Source organism: Pseudomonas sp. FG6, assembly GCF_057809015.1.
In genome coordinates, this window is record NZ_JBMDJD010000020.1 from 15,175 (window position 1) to 41,802 (window position 26,628).

Sequence of the window (26,628 nt, forward strand, 5' to 3'; positions counted from 1 at the left end):
TGCCGATCTCGATCGACAGAAAAGCGGCCTATCGAGGGGGGTAGCGAGCTGTCTTGCGGGGTGGTCGAAGGCCTCCATCGCAATGGCTGGCAAGACGTGCCCGTCATCGCCATCGAGACCGAAGGGGCCGCCGTGGTATAAGGACCGGCCTTTATACCGCGTCTATTGCTGAAGCACGTCAATCCGACAGGCACATGTTTGAGTCTATGCTTACGTTGCCTCTGCGAACCGCCCCCAAACAGCTCACCAGGAGCCCACGTGAAACGCTCGACATTTGCGGCAGCGCTGCTCTGTCTATTGCTCGGCACGGTCGTGCGGGCCGAGCACTATCACGTCGTCACCGAAGAGTGGGCCCCGTACAACTATCAGGAAAACAATCAGCTCACCGGCATGACCACGGAGATCGTGCGGGCCATCATGGCGCTGACCGGGGACGAATTCGAGATCTCGATGCAACCCAGCATGCGCGCCAGCCAGATCCTCAAGAGCCGACCCAAGACCATCATGTACTCGATGTTCCGCACACCGGAGCGCGAACCGCAGTTCAAGTGGGTCGGACCGATCGTGGAAGAAACCATCCACGCCTATCAACTGAGCACCACACCGCCGCTGAACTCCCTGGAACAACTGCTGCACGCCCCGCAGATCACCACGCGCCACGCCGGCCTGGTGCCGCAGACGCTCCAGTCGATGGGCTTCAACAACCTGGACAAGAGCGCCACCGAGAGCCGGCAGCTGTACCGCATGCTGCTGGCCGGACGCACCGACATCATCGTTGGCGACACCGACGCGGGGTTGGCTTACTACGCCCGTCAGTTGCAAATTGCCCCGGGTACGTTGCGCAGGATTCCCGTCGAGCTTTATCGCTCATCACTGTACATCGCCTTCAGCCCCGACTGTGACGACCAGGTGGTCGCCTCCTGGGCGCGCGCCCTGGAACAGCTGCGCAGCTCTGGCGAACTGGGGCGCATCCAGCGGCGCTACGAGCATCCCACAGGGCAATAATTTCCCCACATCGACCAGGGGTTCATCGAAAAACCCGCTAGACTCAATCGTGTATAGGCGCCCGCCACTGCCGTATCGATCACACTCCGATTCAAGGCTGTACGGGCTTGTAGGGACACACGGACCCTCAAGGTCCAAGGAGCGATAATGAGCAAGTTTCAGCATTGGTTGAATGCCCAGGGCCACACTGCGCTGTGGGTGGTGTTCTGGCTCTATGGGGTGGTACTCAGCAATGTGTTGTTTGGCCTGATCCTGATGGCATTCAATCGGGTGCCCGCGTCCCTGTTCGGCTTGATGCTGCTGGGTTTCGTGGCGTATACCGCCTGCATGCTCAATGCGGTCTGGCGCAACGCGGATAATGTCGGCAGCCCCGTCTACGGTCAGATCGCCCGTTTCCTCACGGTGGCCTGGTCGGTCAATGCGGTGCTGGTGAGCGGGTTTCTCTTCCTGAGCCACCTGAAGGCTATGTCCGTGCCGCTGCCAATGCCATTCTGACCCGCACACCCCGGGGGCCGTTGGTTCTACTTGCCGACAGTGAATGACGACAACCGGCCGGTCACGCGCCCCCTCCCCTTAGCAACCCCCGAACCTTGGTGTACGATCAGCGCCCATCAGGAGGCCGGTGCGTGTGTGCCGGCGCGCATGAGTGTCCACGCTCAATCCTCATCCACAAGACCTGCCTCACATGAACCCAATCGACCTGCTGTCGTTTCAACGCATCACCCGCACCCACGGCGAGCTTGAGGGCGGCGTGTATTTCGATGCAGAAGAAAGCCTCACCCATGAGGTGTTTCCCGATCGCATCGTTTTCCAGACCAACTATCTGGATTACCGCAGCTACGACGTCGATCTCGCCGAGGGCCGTGTACGGGTGCGCAAGACGCGGCTGGACAATTACCAGCGCGGCGACAAGGCGCAGGTGATCGAGGATGACATGGACGAGGAGGACTGGGAGGAACTCGGCAGTGCGTGGGAGCGCTTGAGCCGCGACCTGAACACCGAACAACAGCCGCCGCTGGCTCTGGCCGATACCCTGGCCGATCTGTTCTATTACCTGTTCGACGAGGCGCACGCGGATGCGCTCACGCAGACCATTCCGGCCCCTACCGGGCAATGGGATTGGGCCTGGACTCAGCTCCGGTCCGCGCTCGCCGAGACCAATCGGCTGGCTGAGTTCGAATGGAAAGAGTGGCCGACCTACGGCGTCGAGGCGGTCAATGCCCTTGCACCGCTGCGCCAGTTGGGCATCGAGATCGCGACACCGGATGCCAAGGCTATCGATGCGGTTAACCGGGCCGACCATTGGGAGCGGGCGCTGCTCCGGTATTTCAACGCGCAGTTGGACGCCCATGATTTGAAGCTGCTGGCCATTGGCACGCATTTCGATGAGTACCAGACCTTCGCCTGCCTCTCCATGAACGGCCTGGCCCTGGTCAATGCGCTGGAAGTCATGGGGCGACTGGGCATTGTCTATGAACACTGAACCCTCCACGCGCCTGGACTGAGCCATGAAAATCTGCGACCAATGCCGGGCTGTGATTTTCCATGAAAACGCACCCTGCCCCCGCTGCTTCGAGGAAAAACGCCTCGCGCTGCAAGCGCTCGCTCCAAAGCCGGTACAACCGAAATGGCTGAAGATTGCCAAATGGTTGCTGATCGGCCTGCTGGTCGCGGTGCTCGCCGCAGCGGCCGGGATTACCTGGCTGCTGAACTCACTGGGGCCGATGCCTTCGTTCGGGTGATTGGTTCCACAGCTGCGGGATGTTCACCAAAATGACATCCACCTCAAATCCCCTGCTCGCGATAGCCATCTTGCCTCCACCCCTGTGGCGAGGGAGCTTGCTCCCGCTGGCCTGCGAAGCAGGCCCCCTGCGTTGTTTCAGGTAAACCGAGCCGTCTGGTCTTACGACTGCTGCGCAGCCGAGCGGGAGCAAGCTCCCTCGCCACGGAATTGGCGGTGTCTGGGCTGGCGTCAGCGTGAGCAAGCTTTGCTCTCCAGCGTAACCATCTGTTTTTCCTGATAGTTGCTATCGATACCATGCAGTTCTCGATCCCCGCCTCGCTCTCTAATCTGCCCACCAAGCGATCGAACACGGTCGCAGCAGAACAAACCGACCCTTATGGAGAGAGCAACGATGAACACATTCAAACGCACCCTGGCCGTCACTGCATTGGCCCTGGCAACCCTCAACGCCGAAGCCGCTTCGCCGGTCCAGGCCGGTACCAGCGTCTCCGCCGTGGGCAGCGTGGTCCAGTCCGCCAGCTACATCACCACCAAGGATGGCGTGCAGCTCTACTACAAGGACTGGGGTCCACGTAACGGCCAGGTCGTGACCTTCAGCCACGGCTGGCCGCTGAACTCCGACAGTTGGGAAGCGCAGATGATGTTCCTCGCCTCGAAGGGTTATCGCGTCATTGCCCATGACCGTCGCGGCCACGGCCGTTCCAGCCAGCCTTGGGAAGGCAACGACATGGATCACTACGCCGACGACCTGGCGGCGGTCATCGAAGCACTGGACCTGAAGGACGTGACCCTGGTGGGCTTCTCCACCGGCGGCGGTGAAGTGGCCCGCTACATCGGTCGCCACGGCACCGCCCGGGTGAAGAAAGCCGTGCTGGTGTCTTCGGTACCACCGTTGATGCTCAAGACCGACACCAACCCCGGCGGCCTGCCGATGGAAGTGTTCGATGGCCTGCGCAAGGCGTCCCTGGAGAACCGTTCGCAGCTTTACCTGGACATCGCGTCCGGCCCGTTCTTCGGTTACAACCGCAAGGGCGCCAAGCCGTCCCAGGGTCTGATCCAGTCGTTCTGGGCACAGGGCATGCAGGCGGGCAGCAAGAACACCTACGACTCGATCGCCGCCTTCTCGGCCACCGATTTTCGTGGAGACTTGAAGAAGTTCGACGTGCCGACCCTGGTGATCCACGGTGACGACGACCAGATCGTGCCGATCGATGCTTCGGGTCGGGCCTCGGCGGCGCTGATCAAGGGTGCGCGACTGATCGTCTACCCCGGCGCGCCACACGGTTTGACCGAGACGCACAAGGACCGGTTGAATCAGGACCTGCTGACATTCCTCAAGGAATAACAGCCTGAGTCCTTGTGGGAGTGGACTGGCCCGCTCCCACATTCCAGTGGTGAACCACAATCTTGCATCCAGCTCAGCCCCGCTATGGGCTGTTTTGAGAAATCAGTGCCGCAACAACTTGCGCAGCGGAATCTCGTCCTTGCGTACCGGCGACTTGATGACGATGTAGCTGAAGTACTTGGAAATGCCGATGTTCTTGTCCAGCAAGCTTTCCATCACATCCTGGTAATCCTGGATGCTGCGGGTCATGAAGCGCACCAGGTAGTCGTAGCCGCCGCTGATCAGGTGGCATTCGAGCACTTCGTCCACCAGGCGGATGTTGGATTCGAACTTGGCGAAGTCCTCGCGCTTGTGGTCGCTCAAGGTGACCTCAGTGAAGACCGTCACCGAATCGGTGATCTTGGCCAGGTTCAGATGGGCCTTGTAGCTGGAGATGTACCCTAGCGACTCCAGCCGTTTGACCCGTTGCAGGCAGGGGCTGGCGGACAAGCCCACCGCGTCGGCCAGGCTGACGTTGGTCATGCGGCCATCTTTTTGCAGCTCTACCAAAATGCTGATGTCGATCCGGTCCAGTTTCGCTAAACCTTCCATCGCATACCTCTTGCCTGCCGTTCGTAGGACAATCTTCTAACAAAATCAGCGACGTAAAGACAGCTGATGCTGAGCCACCAGGTCCGCCATGCTGTTGATGCAGTAGTCCGCCGCGCACGGCTGGGGCGGCGTGTCGAGGTTGCGGCAGATCAGGCAAACCGGCCCGGCCCTGCGAGTGCCGGCACCGGGACGGGTTATCTGAAGAATAGCGTCGGCCTCAAGCTTGTTCGCCGCCAGCCACTCGCGGTCCTGCAACGGGTCGCTCGCCAGCGAAATGAAATCCTCCGGCTCGATGCCCAGACGCTCGCACAACACCCCTCGATCTTCGGCATCACGATCACCGAGCACCAGCAGGCGATAGAACTTGCGCAGGTAGAGCATCGCCCCCGGCGCATCCTCGAACAACGACCAACCGGCGGCCGACCGCGCGAAGCTCATGCCCTCCTCCCAACTGGCCTTGAGCTGCCAGCGCTCGGCCAATTGGCGATGGGCAAAACACAGCAAGCCGCTGAAGCCCAATTCGCCGAAGCGCGGGTACAACGCTTGCAGCACCTGATAGAACTCGGCCAGCACCTGCGCCTTGTCCGACGACTCGCCACGGTTCTCCAGCAGCGGCTGCAACGCCGCCCAGACGCAGGAGTCCCGATCCACCAGGACCTCATCGCAGTCGATCAACAACGCCTGATATTCAGTCAGCCTCATCTGTACAGCCTCCCGATGATGTCCCATCGTTCAACGCTCCATGCACCGCCACAGCCTTTGAGGCATCAACCCAGAACGCGTGCCAGGGCGGCGTCGAGGATCTGCAGCGCTTCGTCGATCTGCGCCTCGCTGGTCACCAGCGGCGCCAGGAAGCGCAGGACGTTGCGGTACACCCCGCACTTGATCACCAGCAAGCCACCGGCCCGGGCTTCATCGATCAGGTGCTGGTTGAGGTCGGCATCCGGAGTGCACGCCTCGTCAGGCTTGATCAACTCGATCGCCAGCATGAAACCGCTGCCGCGCACGTCACCGATCTGCGGGTAACGGCTTTGCAGGCGCAGCAGGCCCTGGCGCAGGCGCTCACCCAGGACTTCGCCACGGGCCAGTAGATGTTCCTGCTCGTAAGCCTCGATCACCGCCAGCGCCGCCGCGCAGGACAATGCGTTACCCCCGTAGGTGCCACCCAGCCCGCCAGGCAGCGGCGCGTCCATGATCTCGGCCTTGCCGACCACGCCAGACAAGGGCAAGCCACCGGCCAGGCTCTTGGCGACGGTGACGAGATCCGGCTGAATGCCGGCGTGCTGGAAACCGAACCATTTGCCGGTGCGCCCGAAACCGGTCTGGATCTCATCGAGGATCAACACAATGCCATGCTTTTCGGTCAGTGCCCGCAGGCCCTGCAAGAACTCGGCAGGGGCTGCGAGAAAACCGCCGTCGCCCTGCACCGGCTCGATGATGATCGCCGCGACGCGCTCCGGCGCCACTTGCGTGGCCAGCAACTCGTCCAGCGCCTGGAGCGCCATTGCGCTGGTGACGCCGCGATAAGCGTTCGGGTAAGGCGTGTGGAACACCTCCGGCGCGAACGGGCCGAAGTTCTGTTTGTAGGGCTGGCTCATCCCGGTCAACGTGGTGCCAAGCAAGGTGCGGCCATGGAAACCGCCGCGAAAGGCGATCACCGCCGAACGATGGGTGTGGGCCCGGGCAATCTTCACGGCGTTTTCCACCGCTTCGGCGCCGGAGGTGAAGAACGCCGCTTTATAGGCCTGCTGGCCGCCGATCATTTCGCACAGGCGCTGGGCCAGGTCCAGGTAAGGCTGGTAGGCCACGACCTGGAAACAGGCATGGGAGACTTTTTGCAGTTGAGCCTGCACCGCCGCGACCACCTTGGGGTGATTGTGGCCGATGTTCAACACACCGATACCGCCAACGAAGTCCAGGTAACGCTTGCCGTCCACATCCCACATCTGCGCCCCTTGGGCACGATCGATCACCAGCGGATGCGCGGTGACCAGGCCACGGGGCACGAATCGATCACGCTGGCGCAGCAGGCTGGGGGTTTCTTCGACTTTACTGTTCATTGGCATTTCCCGTCGTGAGCCTCGCAGCCAAAAGCGGTTGCGGTGTGTCCACAGGTTAAGGGTTCGACGCGAAGGTCTACGCCGAACTTGGCCGTTGAGAAATCCGGATCGACTGTTTACACCCCGGCAAACAGCAGAATCCTCCAGAGCCGTTGAGGCATGCTTGATGCTCCTCAATCCCCGGCGAGAAATGACCCATGGCACTGCTCTATAAAGCTGACCCGGTACGCGGCGAACACTGGCAACGGCTGTTCGCCGAACAGGCGCCGGATATCCCGTGGCGCGCCTGGCCGGACATGGGCGACCCGAAGGAGATTCGCTACCTGGCAGCCTGGCAGGCACCGGACGACCTCGAAACACTGCTGCCGAACCTGCAAGTGCTGTTTGCCTTGTCGGCGGGCGTGGACCAGCTCGACCTCAGCCGTTTGCCGCCGACGTTGCCGGTGGTGCGCTTGCTCGACCCCGGCATCAGCCAAGGCATGTGCGAATACGCCAGTCTCGCCGTGCTCAGCCTGCACCGGGACATGTTGCGTTATCGCCAGCAACAGGCCGCGCGCTGCTGGCAGGCGCACCGGCTGGTGCCGGCGGCACAACGCCGGATCGGCGTCATGGGCCTGGGTTTGCAGGCGCGGCAGATACTCGCCACCCTGAAGACCTTTGGGTTCGCCTTATCGGGCTGGGCTCGCAGCGAGCATCGCATTGACGCAGTGGCGTGCTACGCCGGCGACGAACAACTGCCGGCCTTTCTTGGCCAGTGCGACATCGTGGTGTGCGTCCTGCCACTGACCGAACAGACCCGGGGGATTCTCAATCGGCAACTGTTCCAGCACCTGCCCAGGGGCGCGGCGTTGGTCAACATGGGTCGCGGCGGGCATCTGGTGGAGGCGGATCTGCTTGAAGCACTCGCCGACGGCCAACTCAGCGCCGCAGTGCTCGACGTGCTGGAACAGGAACCGGCAGCGCCGGAGCACCCTTTCTGGCATCACCCGCAGATCCTGCTGACCCCGCATATCGCAGCGATGACCCAGCCCGAGAGCGCGTTTGGCGTGTTGCTGGAGAACATCCGTCGGCATCAACGGGGTGAATCGATGCTGGGGCTGGTTGATCGAGAGCGCAGCTATTGAAGAAACCGCTGCTACCGTAGGGACATAGCAAAATGATAGCATCCGGCCTTCAAGCCATCTGAAGGACCAGCATGCATGAAGCAAACGATCAAGACACAGCGACTGGAGGCACATCTTATTGACCCATGGACCGCAACGATCCTCGTCAGCTTGCGCGCCATTGACATGGACGATCTGCGCATCCATGCCTTGAATGTCTCTTGGTCGGGTCCGCAATGACAACCTATCGCCTGACCGCCTTGAGTGGCGACAACTTCGACTTTGCCACGCGCGCCGAACGGAGCGAATTCATCCAGGCGGAACTGTCTTTCTGGAAGGCCACCGCCAAGGAACTCAAGAACGAAGGACTCGAACGCCATCAAGCGTTGGAAAATCTCAACAGCACCCTCGCGAATTTTGAGTATGAGCTGAAGACCGAAGAGTTTGACTTCATCTATGAAGAAGCACCGGAAGAAAAGCTATCTGAGGTCTGGATCTATAGTGGATCGGCCGCCACGCTGAAGTGGCTGGAGATTCATTCGACCGAACCCGAGGTTGCCAATGGCTTCTACGACGCGACCTTTCTGAACAAGAGTGACAAGCTCCACTCCTTCAGCAACCTCACCGGGTACCTGGCGGCCTACGAGTTCAAGCTTCCGTCACACAGTACGGTCACCCAGCGCTCTGCTTCGGAAACCGCGATATTGCGTGACATCCATTCAAATTTCTTCAAGGCAAAAGCCAGGCTGATAAAAAAAGCCAGAAAGGAAATGGATGGCTTTGCCAACTGGCAGGAAACCGAAGAACGAGCCTGGACGAAGCGTCTCGCTACCCTGGAAGCCACTTATCAGGAAAAATTGCGACTGGAAGGCCCAGCGACGTATTGGGCAAGAAAGGCCAATGAACACCAGACGCGTGGCTACATCTGGACGGGCATACTCGGCGTCACCCTGTTCTTTTCTGTCATCAGCCTGTGGACCTCCTTCAACATCTGGTTGAGTGGCGACCGCACACCGATTGCCCTCAACCAGGTGGAGGGCGCGCTCATTTTCGTGGCACTTCTGTCGACCCTCGCCTTCACTGCCAAGACACTGTCCCGGTTGATTTTCAGTGCCTTTCACTTGCAACGTGATGCCGAAGAACGCGAGCAACTGACGCACCTGTACCTGACGCTCAGCCAAGACACGCAAGTTGACGAAGAGTCGAGGAAAATCATCCTCCAATCCTTGTTCAGTCGTTCGGAGACAGGGCTGATATCCAACGAGTCGGGGCCGACCATGCCAGGGTTGACCGACCTGCTATCCACCTTCAAGAAGACCTGACTGTCCACCCGAAAAGCAGCTCGCCCATACCCATGATGTGCTGCTCGTTGCGGGCCGGGCCGTGACTCACGGCCCGGTATTTACTGCTGGTCAAGCCGTCGTTTCGAGCAAGAAATGTGGTCGCCGACGCCGTTGCTTGCCAAACCTGCCGAATCCATTGAAGCCTCTTGCCAGGCCTCGTTTCAGGTGAGATACAACCACTTGCAACGCATAAAAAGCCGTCCAATCAAGTGCCTTCCCAATGGTGATTCGCCATGTCCAGTTCGCAACGCCCCCTCTATTTTTATCGCGCCATGACCGCCGCCGATGTGCCTTCGGCCCATGCCTTGTCCGTGCAGTTGAAATGGCCTCATCGCCTGGAAGACTGGGCGATGTTGCAGCGCGTCGCCCAGGGTTTTGTCGTGGAAGACCAGGGCCGTTTGATCGGAACGGCGTTCACCTGCGCCCAGGGGGATTACGCCACCATCGGCCTGGTGATTGTCGACGATGAGTATCAGGGCCAGGGGATCGGTCGCAAACTGATGGAGCTGGCGATCGAGGCCTGCGGATCGCGGACTGCCATTCTCAACGCGACGCTGGCCGGTGCGCCGTTGTATGCCAGTCAGGGCTTCGTCGATTCCGGGCACATCCAGCAGCATCAAGGGCAGGCGTTGGTACCGGTCGTGCAGGCGCTGGCGGAGGGTGAACGTTGCCGTTCGCTGACCGAGGCCGACCACGCTCCGCTGATCGAGCTGGCCAATGCCGGCAGTGGCCTGGATCGCACGGCGGTGCTGAACGATCTGTCCGGTGTCGTTGAACATTGCGTGGGCATCGAGCGTGACGGCCAGTTGTGCGCTTTCGCGCTGCTGCGGCCCTTCGGGCGTGGGCGCTGCATCGGCCCGGTCATCGCGCAAAACCTCGAACAGGCACGGCACTTGATCGCCGTGCTGCTGGCCCGGGTACCCGACGCCTTCGTGCGCATCGACATTCCGGCCCACTGCGGCCTCGCGCCCTGGTTGGAAGAGGCCGGGCTCAAGAAAGTCGACAGCGTGGCGCAAATGGCGCGTGGAACGCCTCCGCAAGCGAGCGGCGCCGTGCAACAGTTCGCCTTGGTGACACAGGCGATAGGTTGAAGAACCCTTCCATCCACTCTTTGCCGGAGCCCCCCAATGCCCGAACCCACTGCAATAATGCCTGCAGTGTGAGCGGGCAAAAGGTGTCGCAGCCTAGATCAAGCCTCAAAGCGCCTCGGCAATGGCCCTGCCCACGTCCTGGGTCGAGCCTTGCCCGCCCAGGTCAGGGGTGATCGGCCCTTTGGCGATCACCTGCTCGATGGCTTTGAGAATCCCGTCATGAGCCGCGCGGTAGCGTTCGTCACCGTTGCCGAGGAAGTCGAGCATCAAGGCGCCGGACCAGATCATGGCGATCGGGTTGGCGATGTTCTGCCCATAGATGTCCGGTGCCGAGCCGTGGACCGGTTCGAACAGCGACGGGAACCGTCGCTCCGGGTCGAGGTTGGCCGACGGCGCAATACCGATGGTGCCGGCGCAGGCCGGGCCCAGGTCGGAGAGGATGTCGCCGAACAGGTTGGAGGCCACCACCACGTCGAATCGGTCCGGCTGCAAGACGAAACGGGCGCACAGAATGTCGATGTGCTGCTTGTCCCACTTCACATCCGGGTACTGCTCGGCCATCAGCGCCGTGCGCTCGTCCCAGTACGGCATGCTGATGGAGATCCCGTTGGATTTGGTCGCCGCCGTCAGCCGTTTGCGCGGACGAGCCTGGGCCAGGTCGAAGGCGAACTTGAGGATCCGATCCACACCGCGCCGAGTGAACACCGATTCCTGGAGCACGAATTCATGCTCGGTGCCTTCGAACATCTTGCCGCCGACCGAAGAATATTCGCCCTCGGTGTTTTCGCGGATCACCACGAAATCGATGTCCCCCGCCTTGCGCCCGGCCAGAGGGCACGGCACGCCCGGAAACAGCCGCACCGGGCGAATGTTCACGTACTGGTCGAAGTCGCGACGGAACTTGAGCAGCGACCCCCACAGGGAAATGTGATCCGGGACCTTATCCGGCCAGCCCACGGCGCCGAAGTAGATCGCGTCGAAACCCTTGAGTTGCTCGAACCAATCGGCGGGCATCATCTGCCCGTGTTCCAGGTAATAATCGCAATGGGCCCAATCGAGCACTTCGATGTCCAGCGACAACTGCCACTTTTTCGCGGCTTGCTCCAGTACGCGCAGCCCTTCAGGCAGGACTTCCTTGCCAATGCCATCACCGGCAATGGCGGCGATTCGAAATGGTTTGCTCATCAAGCGTGGCTCCCAAGTGTTGGTTCAAACGATGGCCGCATCACAGCCCACCGATGTGGAAGGCTTTGACTTCAAGGTATTCATCCAGGCCGTACTTGCTGCCCTCGCGCCCCAGGCCCGATTGCTTGACCCCACCGAAAGGCGCGACCTCCATGGAGATGATCCCGGTGTTGAGGCCGACCATGCCGAACTCCAGCGCCTCGCCGAAACGCCATGAACGGCGCAGGTCCTGGGTGAAGTAATAGGCCCCCAGGCCATACGGCGTGGCATTGGCCAGGGCCAGGGCCTGCTCTTCGGTAGTAAAGCGCATCAACGGGGCGACGGGGCCGAAGGTTTCTTCGCGGGCCAGCAACATCCCGGCGTGGGCCTCACCCAGCACCGTGGGTTGCACGAACTGATTGTCGCCTTCCGGAATCCCGCCACAGAGCAGGCGCGCGCCCTGGCTCAAGGCATCGTCGATGTGCCGGGCGACCTTGCTCACCGCCGCCGGATTGATCAACGGGCCGATCGTCACGTCGGCCTCCAGGCCATTACCCACCTTGAGCTTGCCCACCTCCTCCACCAATCGCTCAGCGAAGCGCTCGTAAATGCCATCCTGCACCAGGATGCGGTTGGCGCAGACACAGGTCTGGCCAGCGTTGCGAAACTTGCTGAGCATGATGCCGGCCACGGCCTGCTCCAGGTCCGCGTCGTCGAACACGATGAACGGTGCGTTGCCGCCCAGTTCCAGGCTCAAGCGCTTGATGTGCTCGGCGCTCTGGCGCATCAGCAGCCGACCGACCGCCGTCGAGCCGGTAAAGGAGATCTTGCGCACCGTCGGGTTGCCGGTCAGTTCTTCGCCGATGCCGGCGGGCAGCCCGGTCACGACGTTGAACACCCCGGCGGGAATCCCGACCCGTTCGGCCAGCACCGCCAGCGCCAGGGCTGACAAGGGCGTCAGGTCCGACGGCTTGACGATCACCGGACAGCCCGCCGCCAGGGCCGGGGCGCATTTGCGGGTGATCATCGCGTTGGGAAAATTCCACGGCGTGATGGCGGCGCAGACACCCACCGGTTGCTTGAGCGTGAGCAGGCGTCGGTCGCCGCTGGGCGCGGGGATGGTGTCGCCGTAGACCCGCCGGGCCTCTTCGGCGAACCATTTGGCAAAACCGGCGCCATAGCGGATTTCACCCTTGGCCTCGTTGAGCGGCTTGCCCTGTTCACACGTCATGATCAGCGCCAGGTCATCGAGGTTGTCCATCATCGCCTGGTACCAGCGCTCCAGCAGCGCCGCGCGTTCCGCCGCCGGCCGCGCTCGCCACGCCGGCCAGGCCCGCTCGGCGGCCTCGATGGCGCGTCGGGTTTCGCCGCCTTGCAGGGCCGGTACGCGAGCGAGCACCTGGCCGGTGGCCGGGTCGATGACGTCAAGGGTGGTGGCGTCGTCGGCGCCGATCCACTGACCGTCGATGTAAGCGAGTTCTGCCAACAGGCTGGGGTCTTTCAATCGATTCTTGAGCATGGTCGCGTCCTGTTCCGAGGTGATTCCAGTCTAAGGAGATGCCACGGGGCAGGATGCTGAAAGCGGGGGTTGGGCAGTGTTGGATGCTGAAATTTCGAGGAGGGACGGCAGGCTCTACCGAGGCCCCAGGCTAAGCACAGAACCCTGAACACTAAACACTGTGGGAGCAAAGCTTGCTCGCGATGGCGGTAGATCAGGCGACATCGATCAAGACCGTGTCATCGTTCATCGCGAGCAAGCTTTGCTCCCACAGGTGTTCCCACCTTTTGTTTTGTGCAAGGCTTAGATTTTCAGGGAGCCAAGCAACCCTTCCACAAACCGCTCCCCCGCTTCCATCTGGCTGATTTCGATGAACTCATCGGGCTTGTGCGCCTGTTCGATGGAGCCCGGGCCGCAGACCACGACAGGGACGTCCAGGCGTTGTTTGAACAGGCCGCCCTCGGTGCCGAAGGAGACCTTGGCGGTGCCGGTGTCCGGGGCGGCGAAGTTCTTCAGAAAACGCACGGCCTCGACGCTGGGGTGGGTGTCGAGACCGGGATAGACGTTCAGGGTCTGGACCTCGATGTCCGCCACGCTGGAGAGTTTTTTCGCCTCGCGCACAATGGCTTCGGCACGCTCGCGCAGTTGCTCCAGGAACAGGTCCAGGTCATCGGCCGGCAGGTTGCGCACTTCGAAATCCAGCGTGCACAGGTTCGGCACGATGTTCAGCGCCTTGCCGCCGACAATCTGCCCAACGTGCACCGTGCTGTAAGGCACGTCGTAATCGGCGTCCTGGGCACCCTGCTCCTGCAACTGCTGCTGGCTTTGGCGCAGCGCCGCGATGAAGTCGCAGGCCACGTGGATCGCGTTGACCGAACGCGGCGCCAGGGACGAGTGCGCTTCCAGGCCGCGGCAGTAGGTGCGATAGGAGCCCTTGCCCTTGTGGCCGAGCACGAACTGCATGTTGGTCGGCTCGCCTATCACGCACAAAAACGGCCGGATCGGCGCCAGGTGCAGCACGTCGAGCAAGCGGCGCACCCCCACGCAACCGATCTCTTCGTCGTGGGACAGCGCCAGTTGCAGCGGCCGGGACAGGGCATGGTCGGCAGCGTCGAGCATGGCGTCGATGGCAATCGCGATGAAGCCTTTCATGTCACAGCTGCCACGGCCGTAAATCCGTCCGTCCCGCAACGTTGCCTGGAACGCCGGGACGGTCCAGGCCTGCCCCGCCGCCGGTACCACGTCGGTGTGTCCGGACAGCAGGATCCCAGGCATCTCGCGCGGCCCGGTACTGGCGAACAGGTTGGCCTTCTTGCCGCTTTCATCCTTGACGATCAACGACTCGATGCCCTTGCTCGACAGCAACTCGCGCACATACTCGATCAAGGCCAGGTTCGATTCCGACGAGACCGTTTCAAACGCCAGCAGGCGTTCGAAAATGGCTAGCACACGGGGTTTCATGAGGCTTTGCTCCGTTTTTCGGCTGATTCGGCTGAAGAGGCAAACCGGCGAATGGAGAAGGGTTCGATCAACGTGCTGGTGCTGCCGGTGCTGATCAGTTCGGCCATGACATCGCCCACGCCCGGGCCAAGCTGGAAGCCATGGCCGCTGAAGCCGAACGCATAGTACAGACCGTCGACCTGGCCGCTGGGCCCCATGATCGGCAGGGAATCGGACAGATAGCCTTCGATGCCGCTCCACACACGGATGATGTTCAGGTTGCCAACACCCGGCAGCAGGCGCCGCATCTGCTCCAACTGGTTGAGGGTGCTGCGCGGCTCGACATAAGCCCGGCGGTTGAGCATGTCCGGCTTGCTGCGGTAACCACCGCCGATGATGATGTTGCCCCGGGGAATCTGGCGGAAATAGATCACTTCCTCGGGGATCTTGGTGTACACGCCGATCACCGTCGGCAAGGCATAAGGCACCGGTTCGGTGACCGCCATTTGCGGCCCGTTGGTTTCCAAGGGCACTGGCTCGCCGAACTGCGCCGAGAGTTTCTGGCCCCAGGCGCCGGCGGTGATCAGCACCTGGGCGGCGCTGAACTGGCGACCGTCGGTGGTGCTGATGCTGAATTCGCCACCGTTGGTTTTCTGTACCTCGGCCACTTCCGTGCGCTCTTCGATGCGCGCACCAAGCCGCCGCGCTGCCCGGGCAAACGCCGGCGCCGCCAGGCGCGGGTTGGCGTGGCCGTCGTGAGGTGCATAGGAACCGCCCTTGACGTCTTTGCCAAGAAACGGAAAACGCGCGTGCAGTTCGCTGCCACGGTAGATCTGCAAATCCAGCTGCGCGGCTTCCGGTGCCGCCGCATAGGCTTCCAGCTCAGGGATTTCGTCCTCGCGATAACACACGCGCATATGTCCGCTGGCGATGAACTCCAAGTCATCGTCGATCAATTCCGGCAAGCGTTTCCACAAGGCCCAGGAACGGTTCGCCAGTTCCAACTGCCCGAGAAACCGGCCCTGGCGCCGCACGTTGCCGAAGTTCACGCCGCTGGCGTACTGCCCGATCTGGTCGCGCTCCAGCAGGATCACCGAACGGCCGCGCCGGCGCAGGAAAAATGCCGCCGCCGAGCCCATCAAGCCCCCGCCCACAATCACCACATCGGCTTTTTCGACCGTCATGGCGTCACCTCCTGAGTCAGCATCGAAAGCGGCTTGACCGGCGCCTGGCCGCGTTGCCGCCCCACCGCCTGGACATCGACACCGGCCGCCGCGGCGATCACCTCGGCGCCGGCCTGGGAGCAGTAACGACCCTGGCAGCGGCCCATGCCGACCCGGCTGAACGCCTTGGCCCGGTTGACTTCGCAGGCGCCCTTTGCGCTGACGGTGCGGCGCAACTCGCCAGCCGTGATCATCTCGCACCGGCAGACGATGGCCTCGTCCGGCAGGGCCTTGGCTTGCGCGGCGGGCCAGGGAAATGCCTGGGCCAGACCGAGGCGGAATTGGTCCATGGCCTTGAGCGCCTGGCGTTGCCCGGCCACCAGCGCGGCGTCCACGGGCTGTTGCAGATCGCCAAGCAGCGCCAGGGCGACCAGGCGCCCGGCCTGCTCGGCGGCATCGGCGCCACGGATCTTCGAGCCATCCCCCGCGGCATACACACCGCTGACCGAGGTTCGCCCTTCTTCGTCCGTGTCCAGCCACCATTGGCCCGACGCCTCGTCGAAGCGCATGCGACAGCCCGCCAGGTCGGCCAGTTGGGTTTCCGGGCGCAGGTGATAACCCAGCGCCACCGCATCGCACGCCACCGTCAACGGCTCCCCGCTCGCGCCGCGCACCCGCACGCCGCTGACGCCCGTGGTCGCCTCGCCCAGGATGTTCAGGGGCGAAATCCCCAGGTGCACCGCCACTTTTGCCCGGTACAGCTGCGCCAACAGTTTCAGGCCGGTGAACAACAGCCCGGGACGGGCCATGAGTTTGGGCAAGGCCTTGATGCGCTGGCTCAGCGGCGAAGTGTCCAGCACCGCCGCGACGTTGGCACCGGCCTTGAGGTATTGGCTGGCGACCAGGTACAGCAACGGCCCGCTGCCCATGAACACCACGCGGTGGCCGATGGAAACCGCCTGGGCCTTCAACGCAATCTGCGCCCCGCCGAGGCTGTAGGTGCCGCCCAACTGCCAGCCCTCGACGGGCATCAGGCGGTCGGTGGCGCCGGTGCACAGGATCAGCGCGTCGTAATCCACCGTCGAATGCCGGCCCTGGCTGACGCAGCACAATTGCCCGGGCGTCAGGTTCCACACCAGGGTATCCGGGCGGTAGTCGATCTGCGGGCGCAGACGGTCGAAGCTCTCGTGCAGGTCGCGGGCCTTGTCGGCCTCGGTGCCGTACAGCATGGCGTAGTCACGGGTGAAGCCTTCGGGTTGGCGTCGGTAGATCTGTCCGCCATCGCGACGGTTTTCGTCGATCAGGGTCGGCTTGAGGCCCGCCGCGACCAGCGTCTGGGCACACCGAATGCCCGCCGGCCCGGCGCCGACGATGGCGACGCGATACGTGTTCAGCCGCGCAGTGGCCATATCGCCTCCGGTTGCTTGGTAATGATGTCCAGCCCTTCGCGTACTTCGCTGGAGCACGCCCGCAGGCGCTCGCCGCTGCGGGTCCAGACCCAGCAATCCTGGCAGGCGCCCATCAGGCAGAAGCCGGCACGACTGCCCGGATCGAACTCCGACTGGCGCAACGCGGGGCCATGGGTCAGCAACGCAACCATCAGCGTGTCGCCCTGCAACGCCTCGACCGGCACGCCATCGACTTTCAACTTGACGACAGGCCGGCCCTGTTCGGCCAGCCTCACGAAACGCGCATTCATGCGTAGGCTCCCACGATCATGCTGGTTGAATCCTGTTGGTGCTTGAGCAGTTCGGCGCTGTCGTGGTGACAAAGCACCTCGCTGCCGCCGTCTAGGGTTCGCCGGGGCGGCGCGGTGCGATTGCACACTCCGTCGACGCGCACCGGGCAACGATTGAGGAACGTGCACAACCCTGGTACCTGGGCCCTGTCGGCCAACGGCGGGAGCGTGCCGCAGGTCGTGGCCCCGCAGCTTTCCAGCCAGCCCTGGCGCAGCTCCGGCACCGAATGGATCAACAGGTCGGTGTAGGGATGGAACGGTGCCTGGGCAAAGGCTTGGCGCTTGCCCGACTGGACCTTGTGACCGCTGTACATCACCACGATGTCATCGCACAGCGCCCGTACCGTGGAGATGTCATGGCTGATGAACAGGTAGGAAACCCCCAGTTGCTGGCGCAGGTCGCGCAGCAGTTCGAGAATCGCCGCACCGACCACGGTGTCCAGCGCCGAAGTGACTTCATCGCAGAGGATCAGGTCTGGCTTGGCCGCCAGCGCCCGGGCCAGGTTGACCCGCTGTTTCTGCCCGCCGGAGAGTTCGCTTGGGCGGCGTTCGGCGATGTCCCTGGGCAAGCGCACCAGGTCGAGCAGCTCACTGATACGCTCGCGCAGGGCCGCGCCCTTGAGGCCGAAATACATTTTCAACGGCCGGCTCAGGATGGTGCTGATGCTGTGCATGGGGTTGAGCGCGGTGTCGGCATTCTGGAACACCATCTGGATGCGCCGGAACTGTTCGTCGGTGCGCTCGGACAGGCTGCCGCCCAGCGGATGGCCATCGAACGTCAGCCCGCCGAGTGCTGGCGGCAACAGCCCGGCCACGACGCGCGCCAGGGTCGACTTACCCGAGCCCGACTCGCCGATCACACCGATGGCCTGGCCCCGGCGCACCGTCAGGTCGATGTCTTCCAGTACCGGGATCGCCGGCAGGCCTTGCGGGGTCTTGTTGCCGTAGCCGGCGGTCAGGCCCTGGATGGTCAACAGCGGCGTGTCCTCGGCCACACCGCACGGCGGGCGAATCGTCGTGTCGGGCCGGGCCGCCGCCAACAGGCTGCGGGTGTAGGTGTGCGAAGGGTCCTTGAGCAGCGGTGCTGTGGCGCTTTGCTCGAAGATCTGGCCGCCATTGAGCACGACGATCTGGTCGGCCATTTGCGCGACCACGGCCAGGTCATGGGACACGTAGACCGCCGTCGCGCCCCGCTCGCGCACCACACGCTTGAAGGCGCGCAACACGTCGATCTGGGTGGTCACGTCCAGGGCCGTGGTTGGCTCGTCGAGCACCACCAGCAGCGGATCGCTGATCAGCGCCATGGCCGCCATCACCCGCTGCAATTGCCCACCTGAGACCTGGTGAGGATAGCGCTGGCCAATGCGTTCGGGGTCCGGCAGCGCCAGGTCGCGGAACAACTCGATGGCCTTGGCTTCAAGCAGGGCGCGGCTGCCCAGGCCATGGATCAACGCGCCCTCCACCACTTGGTCGATGAGTTTTTTCGCCGGGTTGAACGCGGCGGCGGCGCTCTGGGCGATGTACGACACTCGATTGCCGCGCAGGCCCTGCAGCTCGCCTTCGCTGAGGGCCAGCATGTCGTGCTCGCCGACCTGCACCACGCCGCCGGCCAGACGACAACCGCGCCGGGCGTAACCCAGCAGCGCCAGGGCAATGGTGGTCTTGCCGGAGCCGGACTCGCCGATCAGCGCCAGCACCTCGCCTTTCTCCAGGGAAAAACTCACCCCCTTGACGATCTCCACCTCGCGGCGCTCGCCACAGGCGACCACCCGCAGGTTCTCGACTCGAATCAACTGGCTCATCTCAATGGCCTCCCGTGCGTCGGTTGCGCCGCGAAGACAAGCGGTCGATGAACAGATTGACGCCAATGGTCAGGGTGCCAATGGCCAGCGCCGGAATCACGATGGCCGGCGCGCCCTGGTTGAGGCCGCCGATGTTTTCCCGCACCAGCGAACCGAGGTCGGCGTCCGGCGGTTGCACGCCCAGGCCCAGAAAACTCATGCCGCTGAGCAGCAAGACGATGAAGCCAAAGCGCAGGCCCAGGTCGGCCAGCACCGGGTTGAGCATGTTCGGCAGGATCTCCACACAGGCGATGTACAGCCGACGCTCGCCACGGGTGCGGGCCACTTGCACGTACTCCAGGGCCTCGATGTTCACCGCCATGCTGCGGGCGATCCGGAAGGCACCGGGCATGAAGCTGAGCACTGCCGTGCAGATCAGCAAGGTCACCGACGAGCCGAACGCCGACACCATGATCAGCGCCAGCATCTTGCTCGGAATCGAAATGAACGCGTCCATCAGGCGGCTGATCAACTCGTCCAGCCATTTGGGCGACACCACCGAGAGCAACGCGCAAGTGGTACCCAGGCTGCTGGCCAGCACTGCCGCCACCAACGCCAGGCCCACGGTGAACTGCGCGCCGACGAGTATGCGGCTGAGCATGTCGCGGCCCAGGTAATCGGTCCCCAACGGATACGCGGCGCTGAGGCTGTCAAAGACGTTGTCGGAGACCACTTCCCCCACCGGGTGCGGTGCCAGCCACGGGCCGAAAATCGCGATCAGCAACCAGAACAGGCACATCGCGGCGCCGGCCAGGCCCAGCCAGGACGTCTTGTGGGGGGAAACCTTGCCGTAGGCCAGGTCAGGGGCCGCAGGCGGGGATTTCACAATGAGATTGTTCATTGGTTTCTCAGCCTCGGATTGGACAGGATCGCGCACAGGTCGGCGATCAACACCAACGTCAGGTACGCCGTGCAGAACAGCATGGTGCACGCCTGGACCAGCGCCATGTCGCGGTTGGTCACGGCATCGACCATCAGGCTCGCGATCCCGGGATAGTTGAATATCGTCTCGACGATCACCACCCCACCCAACAGGTAAGACAGGCTCAAGGCGATGGCATTGGCAATCGGCCCGATGGCGTTGGGCAACGCATGACGCAGCACCACCCGCATTGGACTCACGCCTTTGAGACGGGCCATTTCCACGTAGGGGCTGTCGAGTTGATCGATCACCGCCGCCCGGGTCATGCGCGCCATTTGCGCGACGATCACGCAGCACAGCGTCATCACCGGCAAGGCGTAGGTGCGCATGAATTGCAGCGGCGAGGTGATCTCGCTGGAATAGGACAACGCGGAAAGCCAGCCCAGGTTCACCGCGAAAATCAGCACCGCCAGGGTGGCGACCAGGAACTCCGGCACCGCCACCATCGTCAGGGTGAAGAAGCTCAGGAAGCCGTCGATCCGCCCCCCGCGCCCCATCGCCGAGCCGATGCCCAGAACCAGCGCCACCGGCACTGACACCAGCGCCGTGGCGGCCGCCAGCATCAGGGTGTTGGGCACCCGGCCGGCCATCAATTCGGTGACCGGCACGGCGTTGGACACCGACACGCCCAGGTCACCGCTGAGCAGGCTCGTCAACCAATGCAGGTAGCGCAACACACCGGGCTGATCCAGGCCCATCTTCACCCGCAGGGCGGCCACCTGTTCCGGCGTGGCGAACTGTCCGAGGGACTGCTGCGCCGCGTCTCCAGGCAGTACCGCCGTGATGGCGAAGACCACCATCGAGACAATCAACAAGGTCACGATCGCGGCGCCCACGCGGCGTCCGATCAACCACACTGTGTTGCTGTTCATCACCCTACCCCTTGTGCCATGTGCTCACGATGAACGAGGACGCGGTCTTGCAGTCGGACCGCGTGGCCGGCATCGCGAGCACGCGTTGCTCCCGCAGACCGCGCTCATCACGCTTCGAGCCAGACTTGCTCGGCGAACATGTAGCCCATGAAGCCGCCCAGCGGGTTGGTGCCGTAGCCCTTGACGCGCTGGTCGACGCCATCGATGTTGCTGATGAACACCGGGATGCCGATGCCACTGTGATCGTGCACCAGGGTCTGCATGTCGGCGTACATCTGGCCGCGCTTGGCATCGTCGGTCTCGCCCCGGGCCTGGATCAGCAGTTGGTCGAACTGCTCGTTTTTCCAACCGGACTCATTCCACGGTGCCGTGGACTGGAAAAACTGCGAGAACAGCATGTCGGCGTTGGGCCGCGGGTTGATGTTGCCAAAGCTCAGCGGGTGCTTGGCCCAGTGGTTGGACCAATAGCCGTCGCTGGGCAGCCGGTTGACGTTGAGCTTGAGCCCCGCCTCCTTGGCCGATTGTTGCAACAGCACGGCGACGTCCACCGAGCCGGTGGCGGCCGGCGAACACATCACCGGCATGTTGATGCTTTCCATGCCGGCCTTCTTGAGCAGGAACTTGGCCTTTTCCGGATCGTAGGTCCGTTGTGGCAGGTCGGCATTGTAGAAACGCGCACCGGGGGCAATCGGATGGTCGTTGCCGACCCTGGCAAAGCCACGGAAGATCGCCGACTTGACCTGTTCCCGGTCCAGCAGCAGCTTCATGGCCTGGGTGAAGTCCGGGTTCTGGCCGGGCATCTGGTCCTGGCGGATGATCAGGTCGGTGTAGTTGCCCGACGGCGAATCCACCACGCGATGGGTGGTGCTGTCCTTGATGCGGGTGGTCGAGCGCGGGTTGACCTCGTTGATGATCTGCACATCGCCCGACAGTAACGCGTTGACCCGTGACGGTTCGTCACCGATGCCGATGAATTCGATTTCGTCCAGGTACGGCAGGCCAGGTTTCCAGTAGTTGGTGTTGCGCGCGCCAACGGAGCGCACCCCAGGCTTGAATTCCTTGACCTTGAACGGACCGGTGCCGATGCCCTGGCTGAAATCGCCGGTGCCTTCGGGAACGATCAACAAGTGGGAAACGGCCAGAATCGAGGGCAACTCGGCGTTCGGGCCGCTCAAGCGGATCTGCACTTCATGGGTGCCATTGGCCTTGACCTCGGCAAACTGCTCCGCGAGCGACAAGACCTTGGAACCGGTGATTGGGTCCTTGTGGCGCAACAGCGAGAACACCACGTCGGCGGCGGTGAGGCCCTTGCCGTTGTGGAAGGTCACCTCCTTGCGCAGGGTGATCACCCAGAGCGTGGCGTCGGTGGTGTCGATGCGTTCGGCCAGTTCCAGCTGCGGCACCATGTGGCTGTCGAAGCGGGTCAGGCCGTTGTAGAACATGTAGTGGCGCACGTAGTCCGTGGACGAGGAGCCCTTGGCCGGGTCCAACGTATCGGCGGTGGAACTGGAGATGCCGGCGACGCGGATGCGCCCGCCGGGCTTGCCTTTGCCAGGGCTGGCGGTGTCGTCGGCCAGCAGCTTGCCAGCGGCGCCGAACAGGCTGCCGGCACCCGCCGCGGCCACACCCGCCAGGCCGAGCATTTGCAACGCATGGCGGCGGGACATGCCGCGGTTGAGCCCTTCGAAAACACGCAGACTTTCTGTACCGGTGATCAACTGGTCTTTGATGCCGTTTTTATTGTCACTCATGTCAGTTCTACCTTTCGGAAAATGATAGGGCTCGATGACGTGCGGTTAACGCAACGTGGTTGTAACGCCAAACAACACCTTGAAACTCAATGCAGGTAATCCTGCAGGCGGTAATACGCACCGACCAGCGGCAGGAACCAGGGCTTGCCGAAATGCCCGGGAATGGCCGGCCAGTCCAGTTCGCGCCAAGGGTTGGCCTCGACCTTGCCGGCCATGACCTGGGCCATGACCTGGCCCATGTGCACCGACATCTGCACGCCATGGCCGCTGTAGCCCATGGAGTGAAAGACCCCGCCATGCTGGCCCGCCCGAGGCAGGCGATCGGACGTCATGTCCACCAGGCCGCCCCAGCAATAGTCGATCCGGGTGCCGGCCAATTGCGGGAACATCTGCACCATCGCCGCTTGAAGCACCTTGCCGCTCTTGGCGTCGGAAACGCTGTCGGACATGGCAAACCGTGCGCGGCCGCCAAACAGCAGGCGGTTGTCCGGCGTCAGGCGAAAATAATTGCCGATCATGCGGCTGGTGACGTACGAGCGGCGCGCCGGCAGCAGGCTGTCGATCAGCTCGGGAGACAGCACTTCGGTGGCGATCACGAAACTGCCCACCGGTACGATTCGCCGCCGATACCAACCCAGACCGCCCTGCTGGCACGCACCGGTTGCCAACAGGATCTGTGCAGCATGCAGCGATCCTTTGCTGGTGTTGACCTGATAACCACCGGCACTGGCCTTCCAGTCCTTCACCGTCACGCCCTGGAAGATCAACGCACCGTGGCGAGCCGCCGCCTCGGCCAGGCCGACACCAAAACGCCCGATGTGCATCTGCACGCCATTGCGTTGCAACAGGCCGCCGTGGAACTGGGTTGAATGGACCTCCCGGCGGGTCTGCTCGGCCGACAGCAACTCGACCTCGGCATCGACTTCCTTGCGGATCAATTCACAGGTGCGCGCCAACCCTTCGTAGTGCATCGGCTTGGCGGCCAACTTGAGCTTGCCGTTGCGCTTGAGGTCGCAGGCAATCCGTTCCTGCTCCACCAGCGAGACGACGCTTTGCACGGCACTTTCATACGCCTGGTAATACGCCCGCGCCCTGTCGGCGCCGAGGCTGGCGGTGAGCGCCGCGTAATCCTGGGCGACGCCGGTACTGCAATGCCCACCGTTGCGCCCCGAGGCTTCGCCAATCACCCTGCCCGCTTCCAGCACCGCCACGCTGGCCCCCTTCAAGGCCAGCGCACGCGCCGCGGCCAGGCCGGTGAAACCGCCGCCGACGATGGCGACATCGACCTGCCCGGGCAAACCGCCGAGCTGAGCACCGGTAAAGGCCGGTGCGGTATCGAGCCAGTAAGACTCATTGCCCATGTCTAACCCCTTTCACCTTCAAGAGCGCCCAGAGGTTCAGAGCCCGACCAGAGCGGGCAACCCGCCGATGTCCGGGATCTGGTGGTAGCCATAGACGGCATTGGCCGGTTGTTCATGGCCCCGGGCGACGAAGGCCTTGTGCTTGATCTTCATGTCGTGGGCCGGCATCAGGTCGTAGCGGAAGCTCGACGACACGTGCAGGACATCTTCCGGGCCGCAACCGAGGTTATCGAGCATGAATTCGAAGGCCGCCAGGCGCGGCTTGTAGGCCTGGGCCTGCTGGGCGGTGAAGACTTTATGGAACGGTGCACCGAGCTTGTCGACGTTGGACATGATCTGCTCGTCCATCGCGTTGGAAAAAATCACCAAGGGGATCTTGTCGGCGATTTTCGACAGGCCTGCCGGCACATCGGCGTGAGGGCCCCAGGTAGGGACGGCATCGTAGTAGAGCTGGCCTTCGCCGCGGTATTCGACGCCCCAACGCTTGCAGACCCGCATCAGGGAAGTCTTGATGATTTCATCATAGGGCCGCCAATCCCCCATCACTTGGTCCAGGCGATAGGCGGCGAAATCCTTGACGAACTGATCCATCTGCCCGGCATCGACCCGGTCGGCGAACAGCTCGCGGGTCATGGTGCCCATCTGGAAATTGGTCAGCGTGCCGTAGCAGTCGAAGGTGATGTACTTGGGACGAAGAAAGCTCATGAGTGCGGTCCTGGATTGTTGTTGAAAGGCATGACGAAGCAAACAATGACGCCGTTCGTGAAGCATCGGTGCAACCCTGCATCACGTTTTCATTACAACACCATGAGACCGTGGAAAAACGGTTAAAAAGAGTGGCCGCTTGGTACAAACCACCGTTTTGCAGGGCTCGCTCAGCAGACTTTGCGGGATGCGCCAGGGGTGGGCGTTGCGCCCGTGTTTGTGTGGGTTTGCGGGCCGTTATGGTGCGCAAACCTGCGGAGCTTGGGGGTGTTTGCGGCAGAATCTCCTTTGCCAGGATCGAGAACGGCACATTCCATTCGGGCCCCTTTGTTAGCTTATTGAGCAGACACCGCATCGCCATTCCTTACCAGCGATGCCCTACCAGCTCTAAGGGAGCCTGTTGGATGACAAGCCAATTTTCGAACACCCCGCCGACGTCCTTGCAGCTATATATCGACGGTCGCTGGTCGCCACCAGCGCACCCGGCGACACTGCCCGTGATCAATCCGGCCACTGAGGAAATTGTCGCCGAGGTCGCCCAAGGGACGTCCGCCGATGTGGATCGCGCCGTCACGGCCGCCCGCGCAGCGTTTCCCGGTTGGTCCGCGACCCCGGTGGCTTCCCGTGCGGCGATCCTTGAACGGATCCACGCGCTGATCCTTGAACGCAAAGAAGAACTGGCCCAGGCGCTCTCGCTGGAAATGGGCGCGGCCATCGGTTTTGCGCGTGCCATGCAAGTGCCGCTGGCCGCCGAACACGTGCGCGTGGCCCGGGACCTGTTGTCCACATATCACTTTCAGAAGATCGAGAGCGGCACCGCCCTCCAACGCGAACCCATCGGCGTCTGTGGCCTCATCACGCCGTGGAACTGGCCGCTGTACCAGATCACCGCCAAGGTCGCCCCGGCGATCGCCGCCGGGTGCACCGTGGTGCTCAAACCCAGCGAGCTGTCACCGCTGAGCGCCCTGCTCTTCGCCCAACTGGTGCACGATGCCGGCTTGCCTGCAGGGGTCTTCAACCTGGTGAACGGCAGCGGCGCCGAGGTCGGCGCGGCCATGGCAGCACACCCCGATATCGACATGATCTCCATCACCGGCTCGAACCGTGCCGGCGCCCTGGTCGCCCAGGCTGCAGCGCCGACGGTCAAGCGCGTGACGCAAGAGTTGGGCGGCAAGTCGCCCAACGTGCTGCTACCGGATGCCGACTTCGCCAAGGCCGTACCACCGGGGGTGATGTCGGCGTTTCGCAACGTCGGCCAGTCGTGCAGCGCACCGACCCGCATGATCGTGCCGAGGAACCGCTTGGCGGAAGTCGAAGCCTTGGCCGCCGCGACCGCCAACGCCATCATCGTGGGCGACCCGCAATCGGAAGACACCGTGCTCGGCCCCATCGCCAACGAGGCCCAGTTCAATCGCGTGCAGGCCATGATCGAAACGGGCCTGAAGGAAGGCGCCAAGCTGATTTGCGGCGGGCCAGGACGCGTGGAGGGCTTCGACAGAGGCTTCTTCACCCGGCCCACCATTTTTTCCCAGGTCAGCAGCGCCATGCGTATCGCCCAGGAAGAAATCTTCGGCCCAGTGCTGTGCATCATCCCCTATGACACGCTGGATGAAGCCGTGGCCATTGCCAACGACACCGTCTACGGGCTGAGCGCCCACGTCCAGTCTCAAGACCTCGATCAGGCACGTCGCGTGGCCTCGCGCATCCGCGCCGGCCAAGTGCTGTTGAACTACCCGGCCTGGAACCCGCTGGCACCGTTCGGCGGTTACCGACGCTCCGGTAATGGCCGGGAGTTCGGCGTTCATGGGTTCGAGGAGTACATGGAGATCAAGGCGATTGTCGGGTTTGGTTGATGCCCCTACGCCTCCAATCGACCTTTGAGGAAGCAAAC

The 26,628-nt window shown here is 62.9% G+C and carries 25 protein-coding genes and 1 pseudogene; 11 read left to right on the forward strand and 15 right to left on the reverse strand.

Features of this window, described 5'->3' with window-relative positions:
- Positions 1-36: 36 nt before the first annotated feature.
- The 6 genes and pseudogenes from ACODSJ_RS14735 to ACODSJ_RS14760 all read left to right on the forward strand — a co-directional run.
- A pseudogene (locus ACODSJ_RS14735) lies at positions 37-132 on the forward strand (serine dehydratase); the annotation flags it as partial.
- Positions 133-258: 126 nt separating this feature from the next.
- Complete coding sequence (locus ACODSJ_RS14740) at positions 259-1,005, forward strand: substrate-binding periplasmic protein (protein WP_489102424.1); 747 nt, start codon at positions 259-261, stop codon at positions 1,003-1,005.
- Positions 1,006-1,152: 147 nt separating this feature from the next.
- Positions 1,153-1,500, forward strand: a complete 348-nt coding sequence (locus tag ACODSJ_RS14745; RefSeq protein ID WP_489102425.1) for a hypothetical protein — start codon at positions 1,153-1,155, stop codon at positions 1,498-1,500.
- Positions 1,501-1,690: 190 nt separating this feature from the next.
- A complete protein-coding gene (locus ACODSJ_RS14750) occupies positions 1,691-2,488 on the forward strand; it encodes a DUF6630 family protein (RefSeq protein ID WP_489102426.1) in 798 nt (265 codons plus the stop codon).
- Between the two features lie 25 nt (positions 2,489-2,513).
- Complete coding sequence (locus ACODSJ_RS14755; protein ID WP_489102427.1) at positions 2,514-2,747, forward strand: hypothetical protein; 234 nt, start codon at positions 2,514-2,516, stop codon at positions 2,745-2,747.
- A gap of 393 nt (positions 2,748-3,140) precedes the next feature.
- Positions 3,141-4,094: an alpha/beta fold hydrolase gene (locus ACODSJ_RS14760; protein ID WP_489102428.1), complete on the forward strand. Its 954-nt coding sequence runs from the start codon at positions 3,141-3,143 to the stop codon at positions 4,092-4,094.
- Positions 4,095-4,196: 102 nt separating this feature from the next.
- On the opposite strand, the gene ACODSJ_RS14765 is transcribed toward ACODSJ_RS14760, so the two are convergent.
- The 3 genes from ACODSJ_RS14765 to gabT all read right to left on the reverse strand — a co-directional run bounded on the left by ACODSJ_RS14765 (position 4,197) and on the right by gabT (position 6,745).
- Entirely contained in the window at positions 4,197-4,685 is a 489-nt protein-coding gene (locus ACODSJ_RS14765) for an Lrp/AsnC family transcriptional regulator (RefSeq protein ID WP_003203167.1), read from the reverse strand.
- A gap of 45 nt (positions 4,686-4,730) precedes the next feature.
- Positions 4,731-5,387 carry an HAD family hydrolase gene (locus ACODSJ_RS14770; RefSeq protein WP_489102429.1) on the reverse strand — a complete coding sequence of 219 codons (657 nt, stop codon included), beginning with the start codon at positions 5,385-5,387 and terminating at the stop codon, positions 4,731-4,733.
- Positions 5,388-5,452: 65 nt separating this feature from the next.
- Positions 5,453-6,745 (reverse strand): 4-aminobutyrate--2-oxoglutarate transaminase, encoded by a 1,293-nt coding sequence (gene gabT / locus ACODSJ_RS14775; protein ID WP_489102430.1) that lies wholly within the window; start codon positions 6,743-6,745, stop codon positions 5,453-5,455.
- A gap of 197 nt (positions 6,746-6,942) precedes the next feature.
- Between gabT and ACODSJ_RS14780 the strand changes: the two genes are divergently transcribed.
- From ACODSJ_RS14780 to ACODSJ_RS14795, 4 genes are all read left to right on the forward strand, one after another.
- On the forward strand, positions 6,943-7,869 hold the full coding sequence (locus ACODSJ_RS14780; RefSeq protein ID WP_489102431.1) for a 2-hydroxyacid dehydrogenase: 927 nt from the start codon (positions 6,943-6,945) through the stop codon (positions 7,867-7,869).
- A 75-nt stretch (positions 7,870-7,944) separates the two neighbouring features.
- The gene (locus tag ACODSJ_RS14785) at positions 7,945-8,088 is read left to right on the forward strand and encodes a hypothetical protein (protein WP_489102432.1); all 144 of its coding nucleotides are present in this window, start codon (positions 7,945-7,947) and stop codon (positions 8,086-8,088) included.
- The gene (locus ACODSJ_RS14790; RefSeq protein WP_489102433.1) at positions 8,085-9,170 is read left to right on the forward strand and encodes a DUF6161 domain-containing protein; all 1,086 of its coding nucleotides are present in this window, start codon (positions 8,085-8,087) and stop codon (positions 9,168-9,170) included. The genes ACODSJ_RS14785 and ACODSJ_RS14790 overlap by 4 nt, the downstream gene beginning before the upstream one ends.
- 254 nt (positions 9,171-9,424) lie before the next feature.
- On the forward strand, positions 9,425-10,282 hold the full coding sequence (locus ACODSJ_RS14795) for a GNAT family N-acetyltransferase (RefSeq protein ID WP_489102434.1): 858 nt from the start codon (positions 9,425-9,427) through the stop codon (positions 10,280-10,282).
- Positions 10,283-10,387: 105 nt separating this feature from the next.
- Here the strand turns inward: ACODSJ_RS14795 and ACODSJ_RS14800 are convergent, their stop codons facing one another.
- The 12 genes from ACODSJ_RS14800 to ACODSJ_RS14855 all read right to left on the reverse strand — a co-directional run bounded on the left by ACODSJ_RS14800 (position 10,388) and on the right by ACODSJ_RS14855 (position 24,737).
- On the reverse strand, positions 10,388-11,467 hold the full coding sequence (locus tag ACODSJ_RS14800; protein WP_489102435.1) for a tartrate dehydrogenase: 1,080 nt from the start codon (positions 11,465-11,467) through the stop codon (positions 10,388-10,390).
- Between the two features lie 40 nt (positions 11,468-11,507).
- Complete coding sequence (locus ACODSJ_RS14805; RefSeq protein ID WP_489102436.1) at positions 11,508-12,965, reverse strand: NAD-dependent succinate-semialdehyde dehydrogenase; 1,458 nt, start codon at positions 12,963-12,965, stop codon at positions 11,508-11,510.
- 282 nt (positions 12,966-13,247) lie between these two features.
- Entirely contained in the window at positions 13,248-14,405 is a 1,158-nt protein-coding gene (gene argE, locus ACODSJ_RS14810; protein ID WP_489102437.1) for an acetylornithine deacetylase, read from the reverse strand.
- On the reverse strand, positions 14,402-15,568 hold the full coding sequence (locus ACODSJ_RS14815; RefSeq protein WP_489102438.1) for an NAD(P)/FAD-dependent oxidoreductase: 1,167 nt from the start codon (positions 15,566-15,568) through the stop codon (positions 14,402-14,404). Before ACODSJ_RS14815 ends, argE begins: the two co-directional genes overlap by 4 nt.
- Positions 15,565-16,956, reverse strand: coding sequence for an FAD/NAD(P)-dependent oxidoreductase (locus ACODSJ_RS14820; protein ID WP_489102439.1), 1,392 nt, complete (start codon positions 16,954-16,956; stop codon positions 15,565-15,567). Before ACODSJ_RS14820 ends, ACODSJ_RS14815 begins: the two co-directional genes overlap by 4 nt.
- Positions 16,938-17,246, reverse strand: coding sequence for a (2Fe-2S)-binding protein (locus ACODSJ_RS14825; RefSeq protein ID WP_489102440.1), 309 nt, complete (start codon positions 17,244-17,246; stop codon positions 16,938-16,940). Before ACODSJ_RS14825 ends, ACODSJ_RS14820 begins: the two co-directional genes overlap by 19 nt.
- Positions 17,243-19,087 carry an ABC transporter ATP-binding protein gene (locus ACODSJ_RS14830; protein WP_489102441.1) on the reverse strand — a complete coding sequence of 615 codons (1,845 nt, stop codon included), beginning with the start codon at positions 19,085-19,087 and terminating at the stop codon, positions 17,243-17,245. The genes ACODSJ_RS14825 and ACODSJ_RS14830 overlap by 4 nt, the downstream gene beginning before the upstream one ends.
- 1 nt (position 19,088) lies before the next feature.
- Complete coding sequence (locus ACODSJ_RS14835) at positions 19,089-19,967, reverse strand: ABC transporter permease (protein WP_489102442.1); 879 nt, start codon at positions 19,965-19,967, stop codon at positions 19,089-19,091.
- Positions 19,964-20,920, reverse strand: coding sequence for an ABC transporter permease (locus ACODSJ_RS14840; protein ID WP_489102443.1), 957 nt, complete (start codon positions 20,918-20,920; stop codon positions 19,964-19,966). Before ACODSJ_RS14840 ends, ACODSJ_RS14835 begins: the two co-directional genes overlap by 4 nt.
- Positions 20,921-21,027: 107 nt before the next feature.
- Entirely contained in the window at positions 21,028-22,671 is a 1,644-nt protein-coding gene (locus ACODSJ_RS14845) for an ABC transporter substrate-binding protein (protein ID WP_489102444.1), read from the reverse strand.
- An 86-nt stretch (positions 22,672-22,757) separates the two neighbouring features.
- Positions 22,758-24,032, reverse strand: coding sequence for an NAD(P)/FAD-dependent oxidoreductase (locus tag ACODSJ_RS14850; protein WP_489102445.1), 1,275 nt, complete (start codon positions 24,030-24,032; stop codon positions 22,758-22,760).
- Positions 24,033-24,068: 36 nt separating this feature from the next.
- The gene (locus tag ACODSJ_RS14855; RefSeq protein WP_489102446.1) at positions 24,069-24,737 is read right to left on the reverse strand and encodes a haloacid dehalogenase type II; all 669 of its coding nucleotides are present in this window, start codon (positions 24,735-24,737) and stop codon (positions 24,069-24,071) included.
- A gap of 404 nt (positions 24,738-25,141) precedes the next feature.
- Between ACODSJ_RS14855 and ACODSJ_RS14860 the strand changes: the two genes are divergently transcribed.
- A complete protein-coding gene (locus tag ACODSJ_RS14860) occupies positions 25,142-26,590 on the forward strand; it encodes an aldehyde dehydrogenase family protein (protein ID WP_489102447.1) in 1,449 nt (482 codons plus the stop codon).
- Positions 26,591-26,628: the final 38 nt, after the last annotated feature.